This is a genomic window from Streptomyces fildesensis (assembly GCF_016107395.1).
Classification (GTDB): domain Bacteria; phylum Actinomycetota; class Actinomycetes; order Streptomycetales; family Streptomycetaceae; genus Actinacidiphila; species Actinacidiphila fildesensis.
Window position 1 is genome coordinate 280,834 of sequence record NZ_JAAIKO010000003.1, and the last position, 19,599, is coordinate 300,432.

Genomic DNA, 19,599 nt, shown 5'->3' on the forward strand with positions numbered 1-19,599 from the left:
CCCTCAGCCGGCTCAGTCGTCCCCGTGCTCCTTGTCGACCATCCGGTCCACGCACACCGCGATGGCGATGAGCATCCCCGCGTCCGCGTCCTCGCGCTCCACATCGATCGCGTACGTGTCCCGCATCCGGAACCACTTCCGGGAGATCCGCGCGAGCCGCTCCCCCTCGTACTCGATGTCGAACTCCTTGTCGACGATGTCCCCGCGGACCTCCAGCTCCTCCCCCGAGGCCAGCTCCGCCCGGAACACGTCCCGCAGCAGCGTCAGCCGCTTCTTCCGGATGGTGACCAGCACGTCCCCGCCGCGCTCCACCGTCATGGTGTCCCGCAGGCTCACCAGCTTCTTCCGGATCACCGCGACCTCGTCCCCCCGGGCGTCCCGCAGCTCCAGCGTCTCCCGGATCCGCAGGACCTTCCCGTCGACGTAGAACGCCCGATCGCCGCGTTCGTCCTCGATCCAGTAGTCGTCACCGATCGCGAACAGCTTCTCCCGCACGAGGTATTTCATGGAGGAATGTCTACCCCGGGCGTGCTGTTGGATGGGGGTATGACTGCACGTGCGCGCGTCCGGGCCCCAGAACTCATCGGCAAGGGCGGCTGGCTCAACACCGGTGATCACCAGCTGACCCTCGCTGACCTGCGAGGACGCATCGTCATTCTGGACTTCTGGACGTTCTGCTGTGTGAACTGCCTGCATGTGCTCGATGAGCTGCGGGAGCTCGAGGAGAAGCACCGGGACACCGTCGTGATCATCGGGGTGCACTCGCCGAAGTTCGTGCACGAGGCGGAGCACCAGGCGGTCGTGGACGCGGTGGAGCGGTACGAGGTGCATCATCCGGTGCTCGACGATCCGGAGCTCGGGACGTGGAAGCAGTACGCGGTACGGGCGTGGCCGACGCTGGTGGTGGTCGACCCCGAGGGGTACGTGGTCGCACAGCACGCGGGTGAGGGGCATGCGCACGCGCTGGAGGCGCTGGTCACGGAGCTGGAGGCGGAGCACGGCGCCAAGGGGACGCTGCGGCGGGGCGACGGGCCCTATGTGGCGCCGGAGCCGGTGGCGACGCATCTGCGGTTCCCGGGGAAGGCGCTGGCGCTCGCCGACGGCGGTTTTCTCGTCTCGGACACGACCCGGCACCAGCTCGTCGAACTGGGCGCGGACGGCGAGACCGTCGTGCGGCGGTTCGGCGACGGGGAGCGCGGGCTGGTGGACGGCGGTCCTGAGGTGGCGCGGTTCAGTGAGCCGCAGGGGCTGGCGCTGCTGCCGGACGGTTCCGTCGTCGTCGCGGACACTGTGAACCACGCGCTGCGGCGGCTGGATCCGGCGACCGGCGGCGTGACGACGCTCGCCGGGACCGGCGGCCAGTGGTGGCAGGGGTTCCCGACGGCGGGGCCGGCCCATGAGGTGGCGCTGTCGTCGCCGTGGGACGTCGCGTGGTTCGCCGGCCGGGTGTGGATCGCGATGGCGGGTGTGCACCAGCTGTGGGCGTACGACCCGGCGACCGGGACCGTCGAGGTGGCGGCCGGTACGACCAACGAGGGGCTGGTCGACGGGCCCGCCGACGAGGCGTGGTTCGCGCAGCCTTCGGGGCTGGCGGCCGCGGGGGACCGTTTGTGGGTCGCGGACTCGGAGACGTCGGCCGTGCGCTGGGTCGAGAGCGACGGTGCCGGCTTCGTGGTGCGGACCGCCGTCGGTACCGGGCTGTTCGACTTCGGGCACCGGGACGGCGCCGCGGAACAGGCGCTGCTGCAGCACCCGTTGGGCGTCACCGCACTGCCCGACGGATCGGTCGCGATCAGCGACACGTACAACAACGCGCTGCGCCGCTTCGACCCGGAGACCGGCGAGGTGACGACGCTCGCGACCGATCTGCGGGAGCCGTCCGACGCGGTGCTGGTGGGCGGGGACGTCATCGTGGTCGAGTCGGCCCGGCACCGGCTCACCCGGCTGAGGCTGCCCGAGGAGGCGGTGCGGGTGGAGTCGGCCGCGCACCGCACGCAGCGGCCGGCGGAGGTGGCCGCGGGGCCGTTCCGTCTCGACGTGGTCTTCACCGCGCCCGCCGGACAGAAGCGCGACGAGCGCTACGGCCCCTCGACGCGGCTGCTGGTCAGCTCGACCCCGCCGGAACTCCTGCTGGAGGGCGAGGGGAAGGGCACCGACCTGGGCCGGGACCTGGTGCTGAATCCCGAGGTCGCGGAGGGCGTCCTGCATGTGTCGGCGATGGCCGCCTCGTGCGACGACCCCGATGGGGGCACCTCCCAGTCGGAGACTGGGGGAGAGTACCCGGCCTGCCATATGCACCAGCAGGACTGGGGCGTCCCGGTCCGGCTGGCCGCCGCCGGCGCGGGCCGGCTGGCGCTGGTGCTGGCAGGGATGGACGAGCCGGGCGAGTGAGGGAGTGGCGTCGGCGGGGCCGGAGCACGGCCCCGCCGGTCGTCACTCGTAGTAGCGGCGCTCCTCGACCATCGGCTCCACGCCGCCCCGTACGGTCTGCAGCCGGCGCCGCTTGAAGATGCTCACGTAGGCCGCGACGCCGATCGCCCCGACGGCCATCATGATCAGGCCCACCAGGTCGACATTGACGCCCGACATGTGCCAGTCGGTCGCGAAAGTGAGGATCGCGCCGATCGCGATCAGTGCGATGCAGCCGCCGATGCCCATGATGTCCGCCTCCGTCGTGCGTTGGCCGTTCCGGTCGGTTCCGATCCGGTTGGTTCCGAGGGGGCGTCTACCCCCGACCGGAACGGCCATGCGCGGCAGCGGAGTTGGCGGGGCACCGCCGGACCCGCCGTCAGCTCTCGATGAAGGACTTCAGCGCGCTCGCCAGCAGGTGCGGGTCGTCCGCGCCGCTCAGCTCGCGGGCGGAGTGCATCGACAGGATCGCCACACCGACGTCGACCGTCGTGATGCCGTGCCGGGCCGCGGTGATCGGACCGATCGTCGTGCCGCACGGCATCGAGTTGTTGGACACGAAGTGCTGGAACGGCACCCCGACCCGCTCGCAGGCGGCGGTGAAGATGCCGCGCCCCGAACCGTCGGTGGCGTACCGCTGGTTGACGTTGGTCTTGAGGATCGGACCGCCGTTGGCCCGCGGGTGGTGCGTGGGGTCGTGGCGCTCGACGTAGTTGGGGTGCACCGCGTGACCGGAGTCGGACGAGACGCAGACCGTGCCGGCCAGCGCGCGCTGCCGGTGCTCGTAGTCGCCGCCGCGCGCGTGCACGGACCGCTCCAGGACGTTGCCGAGCAGGGGGCCCTGCGCGCCGGTGTCGGACTCGCTGCCGTTCTCCTCGTGGTCGAAGGCGGCGAGGACGGGGATGTACGCGAGGTCCTGGCCGGCGACGGCCGCCAGAGCGGACGTCGCGGCGTGCACGGACAGCAGGTTGTCCATCCGGGGCGACGCCAGCAGCTCGCGGTCGCGGCCCAGGTAGGCGGGCGGCTGCACGTCGTGCGCCATCACGTCCCAGCCGGTGACCTCGGACCCGGTCACCCCGGCCTCCTCCGCGAGGAAGTCGATCAGATCGCCGTCGGTCACCTTGCCGAGGCCCCAGACGGGCTGCATGTGCCGCTGCTTGTCCAGCGTGAGGCCGTTGTCGTTGACGCCCCGGTCCAGGTGGATGGCGAGCTGGGGGACGCGCAGCAGCGGCCGGTCGACGTTGACCAGCCGGGAGGTGCCGTCGCGCAGCGTCAGCCGGCCGGAGAGCCCGAGGTCCCGGTCGAGCCAGCTGTTCAGCAGCGGGCCGCCGTAGAGCTCCACGGCGATCTGCCGCCAGCCGGCCGAGCCCATGTCCGGGCGCGGCTTCACCCGCAGGTTCGGTGAGTCGGTGTGCGCACCCATGATCCGGAACGGTGTCTCGGGACGTGCACCCTCGGGGACGTACCAGGCGATGATCGCGCCGCCGCGCAGCACGTACTTGCCGCCCTTCGCACCGTCCCAGGACTCGGTCTCCTGGACCTGCCGGAACCCGGCCTTCTCCAGCCGTTCCGCAGCGCTCGCCACGGCGTGGTAGGGCGACGGGCTGGCCTGCACAAAGGCCACCAGGTCATCGGTGTGGGCACGGGTGAAGTGAGGGTGGACGCTCATGGGGCCAGCATAGAAGTCCGCCGTCGCGGGATGCCGTCGGCGGGGTGCCCGGGGCACTTTCAGGGGCCCCTACCTACCGGGACGTCCGGATCCGGCCCGGTCCCGACCGGATCCGGCCGAATCGGACCGGACCATGGCGCTACGGATGGATCCGGAACAGTACATTCCGGCGCAGCGGGCCTTCGGGGAAGTCCGGATCGTCGAAGTCGTCGGCCGGGTCGCTGGTCATGCCGATCCGGCGCATCACCGCCTGGGAGCGCACGTTGGTGGCGGTGGTCACCGCGAGGATCTCCGGCAGGGCGAGGGTCCTGAAGCCGAAGTCCAGGACGGCCAGGGCGGCTTCGGTGGCGTAGCCGTGGCCCCAGGCCTGCCGGGACAGCCGCCAGCCGATCTCCACCCCGGTGAAGGCGAAGCCCTCGTCGACCGGGTCCAGCCCGGCGAAACCGATGAACCGGCCGGTGTCCGCCACCTCGACCGCGAACCAGCCGTAGCCCCGCTCCTCGAACCCCTTCTCGAAGCGGGCCACCGAGGCCGCGCTCTGTTCGGGGGTGAGCAACTCGCCCAGGTGCTCCCGGACCTCGGGATCGGCGTTCATCTCCGCCCACGGCGCGAGGTCGGATTCCCGCCAGCGGCGGAGCAGGAGGCGGTCGGTACGCAGTTCAGGCATGGTGCGACGCTAACGCGGCGACGCCGGCGGAAGCGATCGGTTTTGACTCCGGCGGGTTACTCAAAGTGCGGTATCGATGACGGAAGGTAAGGATGGGCCTCGGTCGCTCCGGAACCCGTGGGCGACTCCCTTCCCTTCTCTCACAAAGGTGAGCTGATGAGCGAACGATCGAGGCACGCCATATCCAGTCGCGCACGTCGTCAACGGCTGTGGGGTCTGGCCGGCGGAGTGAGCATCGTGACCGTCCTCTTCGCGGGCACCGCGTCCGTCGGGTCGGCCAGCGCGGCGACGGGACACGGTCTGTCTTCCGCCGGGACCAAGGGGGCTGTCGCAGCGTGCGACAACAGCTACGGCTGCGACCACGAGGGCGGCCCTGAGACGGGTCCCCCCGGACCGCAGGGACCCCCCGGCCCGCAGGGACCGCAGGGTGACCCCGGTCAGCCCGGCCCCGCCGGCCCGCCCGGTGCTGACGGCGCTGCGGGCGCTGCGGGTGCTCCTGGCGCCCCCGGTGCTCCGGGTGCCACGGGTGCCGCGGGCGCTGACGGCGCTCCGGGTACCGCGGGTGCGCCGGGTGCCGCGGGTGCTGACGGCGCTCCGGGTCCGGCGGGTGCGCCGGGTGCCGCGGGCGCTCCGGGCCCGGCCGGTGCCGATGGCGCTCCGGGTGCCGCTGGTGCTCCGGGCGCCCCGGGTGCCGCTGGTGCCCCGGGTGCTCCGGGCCCGGCCGGCCCCGCCGGGCCGGTCACCAGTCACCAGGTCGTCGGCACGCCGGTGAACACCCTGCTGGGCTCGGTCACCGCGACCGCGACCTGCCCGGCGGGCACGGTGCTGCTGGGCGGCGGGTACCGCATCGGCGGCCTGGTCACGCTGCAGGTCCTCGACAACAGCCGCGACGCGACCAACACCAACCAGTGGAACGTCACCGCCTTCGGCGCTCTCGGCGACACGATCACGGCCGTCGCGGAGTGCGCTCCGTAACGCCGGATCACGGTGTGAACGGCCCTTGAGGCCCATTCGCCGGCCCAGGTCACGAAGCCTCCGCGCTTGGTGACCCGGGTCGGCTTCGCTGTGCGGCGGGCGGTCGTCCGCGACGGCGGAGAACGCGAGGAGAACGCGAAAGGCCGCGCCGCCCGTCCGGGGAATCGGGAACGGACGGCGCGGCCTGTCACAGGGTGCGGGCAGAACGGGACCCAGGGCGGGTCCCTGGCGTCAGAACGCCTCTTCCGGCAGGTCCATCACGTCGAGCGTGACGGTCTCGGCCAGCGACCGCTGGACGCCGACGTTCGGCAGGATGTTGGCGGCGAAGAACTTCGCGGCCGCGATCTTGCCGGTGTAGAAGGCGGTGTCCTTCGCGCCGGCGGACGGCAGCTTCTCGGCGGCCACGGCGGCACCGCGCAGCAGCAGGTAGCCGATGACGACGTCGCCGGAGGCGAGCAGCAGGCGGGTGGAGTTCAGTCCGACCTTGTAGATGGACCGGACGTCCTTCTCGGTGCCGGCCAGGTCGGTCAGCATGGTGCCGACGATGGCCTCGAGGTCCACGGCGGACGTGGCGAGCTGCTCGCGGGCGGCGGCCAGCTCCTCGCCGCCGACGGCCTCGGCGAGGAACTTCTTGATCTCCTCGGACAGGGTGGTCAGCGCCTGGCCCTGGTCGCGGACGATCTTGCGGAAGAAGTAGTCCTGGCCCTGGATCGCGGTGGTGCCCTCGTAGAGGGTGTCGATCTTGGCGTCCCGGATGTACTGCTCGATCGGGTACTCCTGCAGGTAGCCGGAGCCACCGAAGGTCTGCAGGGACTGGGCGAGCTGCTCGTAGGACTTCTCGGAGCCGTAGCCCTTGACGATCGGCAGCAGCAGGTCATTGAGGCCGATGAGCGCCTTGGCGTCCTCGCCCGCCGCCTCCTGGACCGCGATCTGGTCCTGGACGGAGGCGGTGTAGAGCACCAGGGCGCGCATGCCCTCGGCGTACGCCTTCTGCGTCATGAGGGAGCGGCGCACGTCCGGGTGGTGCGTGATGGTGACCTTCGGCGCGGTCTTGTCCATGAACTGCGCGAGGTCCGGGCCCTGCACGCGCTCCTTGGCGTACTCCAGCGCGTTCAGGTAGCCGGTGGAGAGGGTCGCGATGGCCTTCGTGCCGACCATCATGCGGGCGAACTCGATGATGCGGAACATCTGGCGGATGCCGTCGTGCTTGTCACCGAGCAGCCAGCCCTTGGCGGGGTGCTGGTCGCCGAAGGTCATCTCGCAGGTGTTGGAGGCCTTGAGGCCCATCTTGTGCTCGACGTTCGTGGCGTAGGCGCCGTTGCGCTCGCCCAGCTCGCCGGTCTCCCAGTCGAAGTCGTACTTCGGCACGATGAAGAGCGACAGGCCCTTGGTGCCGGGGCCGGCGCCCTCGGGGCGGGCCAGCACCAGGTGGATGATGTTCTCGGACATGTCGTGCTCGCCCGAGGTGATGAAGCGCTTGACGCCCTCGATGTGCCAGGAGCCGTCCTCCTGCTCGACGGCCTTCGTGCGGCCCGCGCCGACGTCGGAACCCGCGTCGGGCTCGGTCAGCACCATCGTGGCGCCCCACTGGCGGTCCACCATGAGCTTGGCGACCTTGGCCTGCTCCTCGGTGCCTTCCTCGAAGACGACGCCGGCGAACGCCGGGCCGGAGGAGTACATCCAGATGGCCGGGTTGGAGCCGAGAATCAGCTCCGCGTACGACCAGATGAGGGAGGCGGGGGTCTTGGTGCCGCCGATCTCCTCGGGGATGCCCAGACGCCAGTACTCGGAGTCCATGTACGCCTGGTAGCTCTTCTTGAAGGTGTCCGGCACCGGCGCGGTGTTGTCCGACGGGTCGAAGACCGGCGGGTTGCGGTCGGCGTCGGTGAAGGACGCGGCCAGCTCGTTCTCCGCGAGGCGCGAGACCTCGCTGAGGATGGTCCTTGCGGTCTCCACGTCCATCTCGGCGAACGGGCCGGTGCCGTAGAGCTTGTCGCGGCCGAGCACCTCGAAGAGGTTGAACTCGATGTCGCGGAGGTTGGACTTGTAGTGGCCCATGACGACGGCTCCGTATCGCACTCGATCAGTTACGTGGCAGTACTACAGCAAGCAGTAATACAGAATGATGCTACCCGCCGGTAATAAGAAGCAACCCCTTCCCGCCCGGATGTGACGGGACACTCGCTAGTCTTGGGTACGTGTACGGCTACGACCAGACCTCGCATCCCGGCCCACCGCCCGGCGCTGCCCCGATGCCGGGGGTGTACCCCGAGCCGTCCCCACCCTCGCTCGCGGACGCCGTACGGGCCTTCACCACGGGTTCGCTCTCCGCCGAGGACTTCCAGGCGATCTTCTCGACGTCGAAGGTCTACTGCCCGCGCGGCGAGAACCCCGGATTCCTCGCGCTGCACGACACACAGCAGCCGGTGATCCCGATGTTCACCTCGCTCAAGGAGCTGCGGCGGTACGCGGGCAAGGAGTCCAAGTACTTCGTCATCACCGGCGCCGAGGTGCTCGACCTGCTGCCGACCGGCTACGGCTTCGTGCTCGACATCGACGGCCAGCACCGGATGGTCTTCGACGCCAAGGCCGTCGAACAGATGGTCGAATTCACGATGCGCCGGATGTATGGCTGACGCGAGCTGATTCCACCCCGCTGAGCTGGGGGAATATCGCACGCCTTGCCGAATGTTCAGTATTCAACTAAGTTGGATCCAGAACACGAGGAGGACCGCCATGCCCGCCGTGACCGTCGAGAACCCGTTGACCCTGCCGCGCGTCTCCGCGCCCGCCGGTGCGGTGCCGCGTCCGGCGCTGGCCGTGTCCACCGCGCCGAGCGGTTTCGAGGGCGAGGGCTTCCCCGTCCGCCGCGCGTTCGCGGGCATCGACTACAAGAACCTCGACCCGTTCATCATGATGGACCAGATGGGTGAGGTGGAGTACGCGCCGGGCGAGGCGAAGGGCACCCCCTGGCACCCGCACCGCGGCTTCGAAACCGTCACCTACCTGATCGACGGCACCTTCGTGCACCAGGACTCGCACGGTGGCGGCGGCGTGATCAACGGCGGCGACACCCAGTGGATGACGGCGGGCAGCGGCCTGCTGCACATCGAGGCGCCGCCGGAGGAGCTGGTCGTCACCGGCGGGCTCTTCCACGGGCTGCAGCTGTGGGTCAACCTGCCGAAGAGCGACAAGATGATGCCGCCCAAGTACCAGGACATCGGCGGCGGCCAGGTCCGGCTGCTGACGTCCGCCGACGGCGGCGCGCTCATCCGGCTGATCGCGGGCGACCTCGACGGCCACGTCGGTCCCGGGGCGACCCACACCCCGATCACGATGATGCACGTCTCGCTGAACCCGGGCGCCGAGGTGACGCTGCCCTGGCGGCCGGACTTCAACGCTCTCGCCTACGCCCTCGCCGGGCGTGGCACCGCCGGCCCGTCGGGCCGCCCGTTCAGCACCGGGCAGACGGTCGTGTTCGGCAAGGGCGACTCGCTCACGATCAAGGCGGATGAGAAGCAGGAGTCGCGCAGCCCGAACTTCGAGTTCGTGCTGCTCGGCGGACAGCCGATCCGCGAGCCGATGATGCAGTACGGGCCGTTCGTGATGAACACCCACGCCGAACTGGCGCAGGCCTTCGACGACTTCCAGGCCGGCCGCCTCGGCCGGATCCCTGCGGGGGCCTGACCCCGGACCGGTGACCGCGAACCGGTGACGGCGGCCGGCCGACTACGGCCGGCGGCCGCCGGACGCCGCGGCCTCGTGGATCTCGAACCAGATCGCCTTGCCGTCGCCCCGGGGATCGACACCCCAGGCGTCCGCCAGCTCCTCGATCAGCAGCAGACCGCGCCCCGACGAGGCCATCTCGCCGGGGCTGCGGCGATGCGGCATGTCGTCGCTGCGGTCGCCCACGTCGATCCGCAGCCGGCGCTTGGCGGGCACCCCCATCAGGCGCGCGGTCAGCACCGCGTCCTCGTCGGTGTGCACCAGCACATTGGTGATCAGCTCCGAGACCAGCAGCACCGCCGCGTCCACCTGGTCCGGGACGGTCCAGTCGTGCAGCAGCGCGCGGATCTCGTGGCGGGCCTCGCGGATCTGCCGCGGCGCGCTCTGCGAGATGGTCAGCACCGTCCGGCGCACCGGAACGTCGCAGCTCGGCCCGTCCAGGTCGCGGCGCAGCAGCATCAGCGCGATGTCGTCCTCGCGGCGGTCGGCGAGCGGCCCGGTGGTGTGGTGCGACGCCGGCCCGTGCACCGCCCGCACCAGATGGTCGGCGAGCGCCTCCAGATCGTCCGACGGCCCGGTCTCCAGGGCGGCGCGCAGCCGCTGCCAGCCGGTGTCCAGGTCGTGGCCGCCGGTCTCGATCAGCCCGTCGGTGCAGATCAGCAGTACTTCGCCGGGTTCCAGCACCAGCCGGGTCGTGGGGTAGTCGCTGTCGGGGGCGATGCCCAGCGGCAGGCCGCCCGCGGTGCGGCGGATGATCGTGGTGCCGTCGCCCATCCGGATGGCGGGCTCCGGGTGCCCGGCCCTGACCACGTCCAGGGTGCCGGTCGCCGGGTCCGCCTCCAGGTACAGGCAGGTCGCGAACCGGTCGTCGTCGCCGTGGTCGGGGTCGCTGAGCCCGGCGAGGAACCGTGAGGTGCGCGACAGCACCGCGTCCGGGTGGTGGCCCTCGGCGGCGTAGGCGCGCAGCGCGATCCGCAGCTGGCCCATGAGGCCTGCGGCGCGTACGTCATGACCCTGCACATCGCCGATGACCAGCGCGGTGCGGCCGGACGGCAGATCGATCGCGTCGTACCAGTCGCCGCCGACCTGCAGCCCGCCGCCGGTGGGCACGTAGCGGGCGGCGACCGTCATGCCCTCGATGCCGGGACCCCGGGTGGGGAGCATGGTGCGCTGCAGGCCGTCGGAGAGCTCCCGCTCGGATTCGTGCAGGTGGGCGCGGGAGAGCGCCTGGGCGAGCATCCGGGCGACGGTGGTGAGGACGGAGCGCTCGTCGGGGGTGAAGGCGACCGGTTCACGGAAGGCCGCCATCCATGCGCCGATCGTGTTGCCCGCGACCACCAGCGGCAGAAAGGCCCAGGAGGAGCGGCCGAAGGGCTTGGCGAGCGGCCAGGTCGCCGGGAAGCGCTGTTCGTACGCCTCGGGGGTCGGCAGATAGACGGCCCGGCCGGTGCGGACCACCAGCGTGGCCGGGTAGTCGGTGGCCATCGGCATGTCCGTGAACGGGCCGTCGGTGCCGACGGAGTGGCCGTGGTGCCCGATGATCGCCAGCCGGTCGCCCCGGACGCCGAAGACGGCCAGTCCGTCGGGTGAGAACCCCGGCATCGACAGCGTCGCGGCGACCCGCAGCACCTCGGCCGTGCTGTCCGCCTCCGCCAGCGCCCGTCCGGCGTCCAGCAGGAAGGCCTCCCGGGCCCGCCGCCAGTCCCCGGAGTGCACCGCACCGCCCGAGGTCGCGGCGCGCGCCTCGTGCAGCGTCCCGGCCATCGTGAGCCGGCCGGTCGGCCGCATCCGGATGCGTACGGTCCGCAGGATGCTGCCGTCGTCGCCGATCACCCGCATCAGGGACTCCACCACGGTGCCCTCGGCGCGGGCGAGGGCGAGCCCGCCGTTCAGCGCCACGAAGTCCTCGGCGTGCAGGCACGCGCGCACGGCGGACGACCGGGACGTGGCCGGGTCCGCGGGAAGCCCCAGCAGCGCCGCCGCCGTCGCGTTCATCGCCACGGTGCCGGCGGTCTCGTCCCAGTGCCACAGCCCCGTGCCGACGGCTGCCAGAACGTCCTCGGTGCGCATTCGGACATTTTATGAGGGTTTGGCCGACTCATACGAATGGGGGTGGACGTCCTGGCGCCGGTAGGCTGTGACGGGCCCCTTCCGGGCTCCTTCACCGAAATCCGACGACTTGGATGAACGATGCATCGGTACCGGTCCCACACCTGCGGCGAGCTGCGCGCCACCGACGTCGACACCGACGTCCGCCTGTCCGGGTGGCTGCACAATCGCCGCGATCTGGGCGGCGTACTCTTCGTCGACCTCCGGGACCACTACGGCTTCGTCCAGCTGGTCGTCCGGCCGGGTTCGCCCGCGTACGAGCAGCTCAGCAGCCAGTCCAAGGAATCCGTCGTCCGCGTCGACGGCCGGGTGCTCGCGCGCAGCGCGGAGAACGTGAACCCGGACCTGCCGACCGGCGGGATCGAGATCGACGTCACCTCCTTCGAGGTGCTCGGCGCCGCGGACCCGCTGCCCTTCCCGGTCTTCCCGGAGGACAACGCCAACGAGGAGGCGCGGCTCACCAACCGCTTCCTGGACCTGCGCCGGCAGCGCATGCACAAGAACATCATGCTGCGCTCGGACGTCATCTCCTTCCTCCGCAAGGAGATGACCGCGCTCGGCTTCAACGAGCTGGCCACCCCGATCCTGTCGGCGACCTCCCCCGAGGGCGCCCGCGACTTCCTGGTGCCCTCGCGCGTGCACGCCGGCAAGTTCTACGCGCTCCCGCAGGCCCCGCAGCAGTTCAAGCAGCTGCTGATGATCGCCGGCTTCGACCGCTACTTCCAGATCGCGCCGTGCTTCCGCGACGAGGACTCCCGGGCCGACCGCTCGCCCGGCGAGTTCTACCAGCTCGACATCGAGATGAGCTTCGTCGAGCAGGAGGACGTCTTCGGCGTCATCGAGAAGGTCATGACCGACCTCTTCACCCAGTACGGCGGCGGCCGTGAGGTCACCTCGCCGTTCCCGCGCATCCCGCTGCGCGAGTCGATGCTCAAGTACGGAAACGACAAGCCGGACCTGCGCGCCAAGCTCGAACTCGTCGACGTCTCGGACGTCTTCGCCGGCTCCGGCTTCAAGGCCTTCGCCGACAAGCACGTCCGCGCGCTGGCCGTGCCGGACACCGCGGCCCAGCCGCGCAAGTTCTTCGACCAGATGGGCGAGTACGCGGTCGAGCAGGGCGCCAAGGGCCTGGCCTGGGTCCGCGTCGGCGAGGACAACGCCCTCACCGGCCCGATCGCCAAGTTCCTGACCGAGGACGACGTCAAGGCGCTGCTGGCCGCCGTCGACGCCAAGCCCGGCCACGCGATCTTCTTCGGCGCCGGCGAGTTCGCCGAGGTTTCCAAGATCATGGCGGCCGTCCGCGTCGAGGCCGCCAAGCGCGCCGGCCACTTCGAGGAGAACGTCTTCCGGTTCTGCTGGGTCGTCGACTTCCCGATGTTCGAGAAGAACGAGGACACCGGCGCGATCGAGTTCTCCCACAACCCGTTCTCCATGCCGCAGGGCGGCCTGGAGGCGCTGGAGACCAAGGACCCGCTCGACATCCTCGCCTGGCAGTACGACATCGTCTGCAACGGCATCGAGCTGTCGTCCGGCGCGATCCGGAACCACGAGCCCGCGGTCATGTACAAGGCGTTCGAGATCGCCGGCTACGACCAGGCGACCGTGGAGAAGGAATTCGGCGGCATGCTCCGCGCCTTCCACTTCGGCGCCCCGCCGCACGGCGGCATCGCCCCGGGCGTGGACCGCATGGTCATGCTGCTCGCGGACGAGCCGAACATCCGCGAGACGATCGCCTTCCCGCTCAACCAGCACGCCCAGGACCTGCTCATGGGCGCGCCGAGCGAGGTCGAGGAGAGCCGGCTGCGCGAGCTGCACATCCAGCTCCGCAAGCCGCAGCCGAAGGTCTGACCGGCGGCCCCCGGTCCCGGACGCGTTCCGTCCGGGACCGGAGGCAACCCGGAAGGAGTGCCATCGCGTTCCACTGATGTGGAAGGGACACGATGGCGAGCAGACGATGCTGACGCCCCCGGAATTCGAGGAGTTCGTGGCGGCGCGCGGCCCGAGGCTGCTGCGCGTCGCCTGGCTGCTGACCGGCGACGCCCATCTCGCGGAAGACCTGCGAACTCCCCGACCGGGCGGCCGGGCGGGACTACAGCGCCAGCTGACGGCGGAGGGCGTCGTCCAGCGATTTCAACGTCACGGACGGCACCGCTCCGAGACGTCGTACCAGCCGCTCCACGGCCACGGTCCGTACCTGCTCGCACTGGGCCTTGGCGTCCTTGACGAGTCCGGACCGCCCGGCATCCAGGAAGACTTGGAAGGCGTAGACCCGGTCGGTGTTGGAGGTGACCGGGACCACCGTGATCACGCCGCGGCCCTGGGTCTCCACGGACCGGTTCGCGGCGTCGTGGGAGACGATCACAGCGGGCCGAGCCTTGATCGCCTCGCTGCCGCGGACCGGATCCAGGTCCACGAGGTAGATGTCACCGCGCCTCATGGACCACCCCGTCGGCCGTGGCCGCCTCCCAGAGTCCGGCGTCCTCCGAGCCGTCCCACTCGTCCCAGGCGGCGGCCTATTCGTCTTCGAGGCGTGCCGTGCGCAGCATCTCGATCGCTGCGTGTATCACAGCGGACCGCGATTCGGCGGCGGTCGCCGACGCATACGCATCGACGAACGCCACATCTGCCTCGGGCAGGCTGACACTGATCTTCATGACCATCGGTACTACTCGGCGGTGTCCGGGTTGCCGCCGAAGCGCTCGCGGTAGGTGTCGAGGTCCTCATCGGTGATCTTGGCGAAGAGCACCGGCGGGACGGTGAACGGGATGCCGGGTGCCAGGAAGGACAGGGACTTGGCCTCGTCCTGGCTGACCCAGGTCCGGTTGTCGTCCGGAAGGGCGAAGGCGCTGCGCATCGCGGCGGACGAGGACGGGATGAACGGCTCGGAGACCACCGCGTACAGGTGGATGAGGTTCATCGCGGTGCGCAGGGTGAGCGCCGCGCCGTCCGGGTCCGTCTTGATCTCCATCCAGGGGGCCTTCTCCTCCAGGTAGGAGTTGCCCGCGCTCCACAGGGCGCGCAGCGCGGCCGCAGCCTTGCGGAACTGGAGGGTGTCCAGGTGGCCCTCGTACTCGGCCAGCAGTCCGGCGATCTGCTCACCGAGCTTCGCCTCGGCCTCGCCGGCCGCGCTGCCCGCCGGCACGTCGTCACCGAAGCGCTTGCGGGAGAAGGACAGGACGCGGTTGACGAAGTTGCCCAGGGTGTCGGCGAGGTCCTTGTTCACGGAGGAGGAGAAGACCTCCCAGGTGAACGAGGTGTCGTCGGACTCCGGGGCGTTGGCGATCAGGAAGTAGCGCCAGTAGTCGGCCGGCAGCAGGTCCAGCGCGGCATCGGTGAAGATGCCGCGGCGCTGGCTGGTGGAGAACTTCCCGCCGTAGTACGTCAGCCAGTTGAAGGCCTTGACGTAGTCGACCTTCTTCCACGGCTCGCGGGTGCCCAGCTGGGTGGCCGGGAACATCACCGTGTGGAACGGGACGTTGTCCTTGGCCATGAACTCGGTGTACCGGACGTCGTCCGCCTCGTACCACCAGGACTTCCAGTCCCGGGTCTCCCCGTCGGGAGCGGCGTCCGCCCATTCCTTGGTGGAACCGATGTACTCGATCGGGGCGTCGAACCAGACGTAGAAGACCTTGCCGTCCGCGGCCAGCTCCGGCCAGGTGTCGGCCGGGACCGGAACGCCCCACTCCAGGTCGCGGGTGATCGCGCGGTCCTGGAGGCCCTCGGTGAGCCACTTGCGGGCGATGGAGGAGGCGAGGGTGGGCCATTCGCCGCCCACCTCGTCGATCCACGCCTCGACCTCGCCGGCCAGCTTCGACTGCAGGAGGAACAGGTGCTTGGTCTCGCGGACCTCCAGCGCGCTGCTGCCGCTGATCGCGGAGCGCGGGTCGATCAGGTCCGTGGGGTCCAGCACCCGGGTGCAGTTCTCGCACTGGTCGCCGCGGGCCTTGTCGTAACCGCAGTGCGGGCACGTGCCGACGATGTAGCGGTCGGGCAGGAAGCGCTCGTCGGCGAGCGAGTAGACCTGGCGGATCGCGCGTTCCTCGATGAAGCCGTTGGCCTGGAGGCGGCGCGCGAAGTGCTGGGTCAGGTCGCGGTTCTCCGGGGAGGAGCTGCGGCCGAAGTAGTCGAAGCGCAGCGCGAAGCCGTCGTAGATCGCCTTCTGCGCCAGATGCTGCTCGGAGCAGAAGGTGTCGACCGGCAGCCCGGCTTCCTTGGCGGCGAGTTCGGCGGGGGTGCCGTGCTCGTCGGTGGCGCAGATGTAGAGGACGTCGTGCCCGGTCTGGCGCAGGTAGCGGGCGTAGACGTCGGCCGGGAGCATCGACCCCACCATGTTGCCCAGGTGCTTGATCCCGTTGATATAGGGCAGGGCGCTGGTGATGAGGTGTCGAGCCATTGCAGGCTGCTCCCAATTCGTTACGCGGGGTGACTGATTGATCTACGGACCGTCAATATCGTATCCGACCCCCCGGGCACCCCTTCTTGTTTTCCTCTGGGGGCGGCATCGGGCGGGCAGGCGGCAGGCGCAGCCCGGGAGCACCGCGCGGGGGGACGGCCCGGAACATGCGGGGCCGGCGCCCCGTTGTTGATCACGGTGGGTGACTGCACGTGCGCATGCACGTGCACATGCACGTGCTGGTGCAACCGGTTATCATCTGGCTTACCCAGTAGGGCAGTTACGGGGAATTTGGGGAGCGTCTTATGAGCCGGACACACAATGGCATGGCCTCGACAGATCTCCAGGGAGTCGTCTGGCAGAAGAGTTTGCACAGCAACGCGAACGGTACGTGCGTTGAGCTGGCGCAGCTGCCCGGCGGTGAGGTGGCAGTACGCAATTCACGCTTTCCGGACGGACCCGCGTTGATATATACGCGGGCCGAGATCGAATCACTGATTCTCGGGGTCAAGGATGGCGAGTTCGACCACCTCATGTGACCGTATATGAACCTATAGCGACGGGTCTTCGGCCATTCCGATCGGTGAATGGAAGAGGGCCCAGACGACTTTTCCCGCCCCGGTGAGCGGATGCCAGCCCCAGGTCTCGCTGTAGGACTCCACCAGGTGCAGCCCCCGTCCGGACTCCGCGACGAAGTCGGGCGTCCTTGCCACCGGACCGATGGCGCTGGGGTCGCGTACGGCGCAGACCACCCGTGAGGTCCAGCGCACCAGACTGAGATGGACCGGGGCACCGCCGGTGCCGGGGGGCACGCCGTAACGCAGCGCGTTGGTGACGAGTTCCGAGGCGACCAGCTCGATGCTCTCGAAGAGTGGTGCCAGATCCCAGCGCTGAAGTGTCGCCCGGGTGAATCTCCGGGCGTCGCGGACGGCTTCGAAGCGTCCCGGCAGCTCGCACGTGGCGCCGCTGGACGCGGCCAGGCCCCCGGGGGCGAGCACTCCATCCCATAACGGCTCAAGCACAGTTGCGGCCTCAGTCCTCATGCGCGCCCACTGGGTATCTGCACGAACCCCATGGTCCCCAACGCCCACACGGTATGCAAGGGCGAATGCACGTGCAGATGCAAGGAATGATGCACGTGATGTTGCTGTGTGACCGGGTGAGTACTCAACGCAGCGCAACCGTGGCAGACTGCTGACGACCTAGGGGCGGAGCGTGACGTAAATGACCACAGGGCAGCCGGGAGGCGGGTCCATCGTGCGACGTATTCTGCTGGGAGCTCAGCTGCGGCGGCTTCGCGAAGCGGGAGGAATCACCCGTGAGGCCGCCGGTTATTCGATCCGCGCGTCCGAATCGAAGATCAGCCGCATGGAGTTGGGACGCGTGAGCTTCAAGGAACGGGATGTTGCCGACCTCCTGACCCTCTACAACGTGGTCGACGACGAGGACCGCGCGGCCCTCCTCGGGCTCGTACGCGAGGCGAACGTGGCCGGCTGGTGGCACGGGTACGGGGACGTCCTCCCGGCCTGGTTCCAGACGTATGTGGGTCTCGAGGAGTCCGCCTCACTGATCCGGACCTTCGAAGTGCAGTTCATCCACGGCCTGTTGCAGACCGAGGACTACTCCCGTGCGGTCGTCGAGCTCGGCCACCCCGGCGCGGCCGCGTCCGAGATCGAACGCCGGGTCGGCCTGCGGATGGAGCGGCAGAAGCTGCTGGTCTCGGAGCGGGCACCGCACTTCGTCGCCGTCATGGACGAGGGCGCGCTGTACCGGCCGTTCGGCGGACGGGACGTCATGCGCGGGCAGTTGAGCCATCTGATGGAAGTCGCGCAGCAGCCGAATGTGACGGTCCACGTCCTGCCGTTCGAAATCGGGGGCCATGCGGCGGGCGGCGGTGCGTTCACCCTGCTGCGATTCCCGGAGTCCGACCTGTCGGACCTCGTCTATCTGGAACAGCTCACCAGCGCGCTGTACATCGACAAGCGTGAGGAAGTGGACTTCTACGACAAGACCATGGAAAGGCTCTGCGTGGACAGTCTTTCCGCCGAGCGTTCGCTCGAGCGACTCCGCAAGATCCATCAACAGGCTTGATACGAAGGTAATATGACGCCGCATCACTAACGCGTGCCGCATCGGCCACCGCGAAAGGGATAAAGTGTCGTACTTCTCCGAGTTGGCTCTTCAGTACATCGACGGTGAGTGGCGCTCCGGCTCCGGCTCCTGGGACATCGTCGATTTCAATCCCTACAACGGGGACAAACTCGCCTCGATCACGGTGGCGACGAAGGCCGAGGTGGACCAGGCGTACCGGGCTGCGGAACGCGCTCAGACCGCCTGGGCCGAGACCAACCCGTACGCCCGCCGGCTGGTCTTCGAGCGCGCGCTGAAGGTCATCGAGGAGCGCGAGGCGGAGATCACCGAGGCGATCATCGCCGAGCTGGGCGGCACGTACCTCAAGGCCGGCTTCGAGCTCGCCCTCACCAAGGACATGCTGCGGCAGTCGATGCAGCTCGCGCTGCACCCCGAGGGGCGGATCCTGGCGTCCCCGGTGGACGGCAAGGAGAACCGCCTCTACCGGAAGCCGGTCGGCGTCGTCGGGGTGATCAGCCCGTTCAACTTCCCGCTCTTCCTCGGTCTGAAGTCCATAGCCCCGGCGCTGGCGCTCGGCAACGCCGTGGTGCTCAAGCCGCACCAGAACACCCCGGTGGTCGGCGGCACGCTGATCGCGAAGATATTCGAGGAGGCGGGCCTGCCGGCCGGTCTCTTCAACGTCGTCATCACGGACATCGCCGAGATCGGCGACAGCTTCATCGAGCACCCGGTGCCCAAGGTCATCTCCTTCACCGGTTCCGACCACGTGGGCCGGCACGTGGCCACGGTCGCCGCCTCGCACTTCAAGCGGACGGTGCTGGAGATGGGCGGCAACAGCGCGCTCGTCGTCCTGGACGACGCCGACCTGGACTACGCGGTCGACGCCGCGGTCTTCAGCCGCTTCGCCCACCAGGGCCAGGTGTGCATGGCGGCCAACCGGGTGCTGGTGGACCGCTCGGTGGAGCAGGAGTTCACCCGGAAGTTCGTCGCGAAGACCGCCTCGCTGATCGTCGGCGACCCGGCCGACCCGGCCACCCAGATCGGCCCGCTGATCAACACCCTCCAGGCCGAGCGCATCACGGCCGAGGTCGCACAGGCCGTCGAGGCGGGCGCCACGGCGCTGCTGCTCGGTGAGGCCGACGGCGCCGTCGTGTCACCGACCGTGCTCGGCGACATCCCCGCGGACGCCGCGATCCTGCGCCGTGAGCTGTTCGGCCCCGTGGTCCTGGTGGTGCCCTTCGATGGTGAGGAGGAGGCGGTCCGGATCGCCAACGACACCCCGTTCGGGCTCAGCGGCGCCGTCCACACCCGGGACATCGAGCGTGGTGTGCGCTTCGCCCAGCGCATCGACACCGGCATGATGCACGTCAACGACGGCACCATCGCGGACGAGCCGATCGTGCCCTTCGGCGGTGAGAAGGCGTCCGGTGTGGGGCGGCTCAACGGCGATGCCACCGTGGACGCGTTCACGACCGTGAAGTGGATCTCCATCCAGCACGGACGCAGCCGGTTCCCGTTCTGACCCGCGCTCCGATCGCTTTCTGACCAGCACTCCGACGT

19 protein-coding genes and 1 pseudogene are annotated in these 19,599 nt (G+C 69.7%); 10 read left to right on the forward strand and 10 right to left on the reverse strand.

Features of this window, described 5'->3' with window-relative positions:
* Positions 1 to 12: 12 nt before the first annotated feature.
* On the reverse strand, positions 13 to 507 hold the full coding sequence (locus tag C6N31_RS07140) for an LURP-one-related/scramblase family protein (RefSeq protein WP_138351247.1): 495 nt from the start codon (positions 505 to 507) through the stop codon (positions 13 to 15).
* Between the two features lie 39 nt (positions 508 to 546).
* Between C6N31_RS07140 and C6N31_RS07145 the strand changes: the two genes are divergently transcribed.
* The gene (locus C6N31_RS07145; protein WP_198357270.1) at positions 547 to 2,391 is read left to right on the forward strand and encodes an NHL domain-containing thioredoxin family protein; all 1,845 of its coding nucleotides are present in this window, start codon (positions 547 to 549) and stop codon (positions 2,389 to 2,391) included.
* A gap of 42 nt (positions 2,392 to 2,433) precedes the next feature.
* Here C6N31_RS07145 and C6N31_RS07150 read toward each other — a convergent pair whose 3' ends face one another.
* The 3 genes from C6N31_RS07150 to C6N31_RS07160 all read right to left on the reverse strand — a co-directional run bounded on the left by C6N31_RS07150 (position 2,434) and on the right by C6N31_RS07160 (position 4,745).
* Positions 2,434 to 2,658 carry a DUF6458 family protein gene (locus tag C6N31_RS07150; RefSeq protein WP_138351249.1) on the reverse strand — a complete coding sequence of 75 codons (225 nt, stop codon included), beginning with the start codon at positions 2,656 to 2,658 and terminating at the stop codon, positions 2,434 to 2,436.
* 130 nt (positions 2,659 to 2,788) lie between these two features.
* The gene (locus tag C6N31_RS07155) at positions 2,789 to 4,078 is read right to left on the reverse strand and encodes a M18 family aminopeptidase (protein ID WP_138351250.1); all 1,290 of its coding nucleotides are present in this window, start codon (positions 4,076 to 4,078) and stop codon (positions 2,789 to 2,791) included.
* Positions 4,079 to 4,217: 139 nt separating this feature from the next.
* A complete protein-coding gene (locus C6N31_RS07160; RefSeq protein ID WP_138351251.1) occupies positions 4,218 to 4,745 on the reverse strand; it encodes a GNAT family N-acetyltransferase in 528 nt (175 codons plus the stop codon).
* Between the two features lie 427 nt (positions 4,746 to 5,172).
* On the opposite strand from C6N31_RS07160, the gene C6N31_RS43615 reads away from it, so the two are divergent.
* Positions 5,173 to 5,517, forward strand: a complete 345-nt coding sequence (locus tag C6N31_RS43615) for a hypothetical protein (protein WP_232484884.1) — start codon at positions 5,173 to 5,175, stop codon at positions 5,515 to 5,517.
* Positions 5,514 to 5,720: a hypothetical protein gene (locus tag C6N31_RS43620; RefSeq protein ID WP_164608034.1), complete on the forward strand. Its 207-nt coding sequence runs from the start codon at positions 5,514 to 5,516 to the stop codon at positions 5,718 to 5,720. The genes C6N31_RS43615 and C6N31_RS43620 overlap by 4 nt, the downstream gene beginning before the upstream one ends.
* A 231-nt stretch (positions 5,721 to 5,951) precedes the next feature.
* On the opposite strand, the gene C6N31_RS07170 is transcribed toward C6N31_RS43620, so the two are convergent.
* Positions 5,952 to 7,778, reverse strand: a complete 1,827-nt coding sequence (locus tag C6N31_RS07170; RefSeq protein ID WP_138351253.1) for an acyl-CoA dehydrogenase — start codon at positions 7,776 to 7,778, stop codon at positions 5,952 to 5,954.
* Positions 7,779 to 7,918: 140 nt separating this feature from the next.
* Between C6N31_RS07170 and C6N31_RS07175 the strand changes: the two genes are divergently transcribed.
* A complete protein-coding gene (locus C6N31_RS07175) occupies positions 7,919 to 8,356 on the forward strand; it encodes an SseB family protein (RefSeq protein ID WP_138351254.1) in 438 nt (145 codons plus the stop codon).
* A 100-nt stretch (positions 8,357 to 8,456) separates the two neighbouring features.
* Positions 8,457 to 9,407 carry a pirin family protein gene (locus tag C6N31_RS07180; RefSeq protein WP_198357272.1) on the forward strand — a complete coding sequence of 317 codons (951 nt, stop codon included), beginning with the start codon at positions 8,457 to 8,459 and terminating at the stop codon, positions 9,405 to 9,407.
* Between the two features lie 42 nt (positions 9,408 to 9,449).
* On the opposite strand, the gene C6N31_RS07185 is transcribed toward C6N31_RS07180, so the two are convergent.
* Complete coding sequence (locus tag C6N31_RS07185) at positions 9,450 to 11,516, reverse strand: ATP-binding SpoIIE family protein phosphatase (RefSeq protein WP_198357273.1); 2,067 nt, start codon at positions 11,514 to 11,516, stop codon at positions 9,450 to 9,452.
* 120 nt (positions 11,517 to 11,636) lie between these two features.
* On the opposite strand from C6N31_RS07185, the gene aspS reads away from it, so the two are divergent.
* Both aspS and C6N31_RS43625 read left to right on the forward strand, forming a co-directional pair.
* Positions 11,637 to 13,403, forward strand: coding sequence for an aspartate--tRNA ligase (gene aspS, locus C6N31_RS07190; protein ID WP_138351257.1), 1,767 nt, complete (start codon positions 11,637 to 11,639; stop codon positions 13,401 to 13,403).
* 106 nt (positions 13,404 to 13,509) lie between these two features.
* A pseudogene (locus C6N31_RS43625) lies at positions 13,510 to 13,614 on the forward strand (SigE family RNA polymerase sigma factor); the annotation flags it as partial.
* Between the two features lie 30 nt (positions 13,615 to 13,644).
* Here the strand turns inward: C6N31_RS43625 and C6N31_RS07195 are convergent.
* The 3 genes from C6N31_RS07195 to metG form a co-directional block, all read right to left on the reverse strand.
* The gene (locus C6N31_RS07195; protein ID WP_198357274.1) at positions 13,645 to 13,992 is read right to left on the reverse strand and encodes a type II toxin-antitoxin system PemK/MazF family toxin; all 348 of its coding nucleotides are present in this window, start codon (positions 13,990 to 13,992) and stop codon (positions 13,645 to 13,647) included.
* Between the two features lie 76 nt (positions 13,993 to 14,068).
* Entirely contained in the window at positions 14,069 to 14,215 is a 147-nt protein-coding gene (locus C6N31_RS45510) for a ribbon-helix-helix domain-containing protein (RefSeq protein ID WP_306664952.1), read from the reverse strand.
* Positions 14,216 to 14,220: 5 nt separating this feature from the next.
* Positions 14,221 to 15,948, reverse strand: coding sequence for a methionine--tRNA ligase (gene metG, locus C6N31_RS07205; protein ID WP_138351259.1), 1,728 nt, complete (start codon positions 15,946 to 15,948; stop codon positions 14,221 to 14,223).
* A gap of 305 nt (positions 15,949 to 16,253) precedes the next feature.
* Between metG and C6N31_RS07210 the strand changes: the two genes are divergently transcribed.
* Complete coding sequence (locus C6N31_RS07210) at positions 16,254 to 16,487, forward strand: DUF397 domain-containing protein (protein ID WP_138351260.1); 234 nt, start codon at positions 16,254 to 16,256, stop codon at positions 16,485 to 16,487.
* A gap of 12 nt (positions 16,488 to 16,499) precedes the next feature.
* Here C6N31_RS07210 and C6N31_RS07215 read toward each other — a convergent pair whose 3' ends face one another.
* Positions 16,500 to 16,991, reverse strand: a complete 492-nt coding sequence (locus C6N31_RS07215; protein WP_138351261.1) for an ATP-binding protein — start codon at positions 16,989 to 16,991, stop codon at positions 16,500 to 16,502.
* Between the two features lie 181 nt (positions 16,992 to 17,172).
* Here C6N31_RS07215 and C6N31_RS07220 point away from each other — a divergent pair, with 181 nt between their 5' ends.
* Both C6N31_RS07220 and C6N31_RS07225 read left to right on the forward strand, forming a co-directional pair.
* Positions 17,173 to 18,039, forward strand: coding sequence for a Sco1979 family transcriptional regulator (locus tag C6N31_RS07220; RefSeq protein ID WP_138351262.1), 867 nt, complete (start codon positions 17,173 to 17,175; stop codon positions 18,037 to 18,039).
* 64 nt (positions 18,040 to 18,103) lie between these two features.
* Entirely contained in the window at positions 18,104 to 19,561 is a 1,458-nt protein-coding gene (locus C6N31_RS07225) for an aldehyde dehydrogenase family protein (protein WP_138351263.1), read from the forward strand.
* Positions 19,562 to 19,599: the final 38 nt, after the last annotated feature.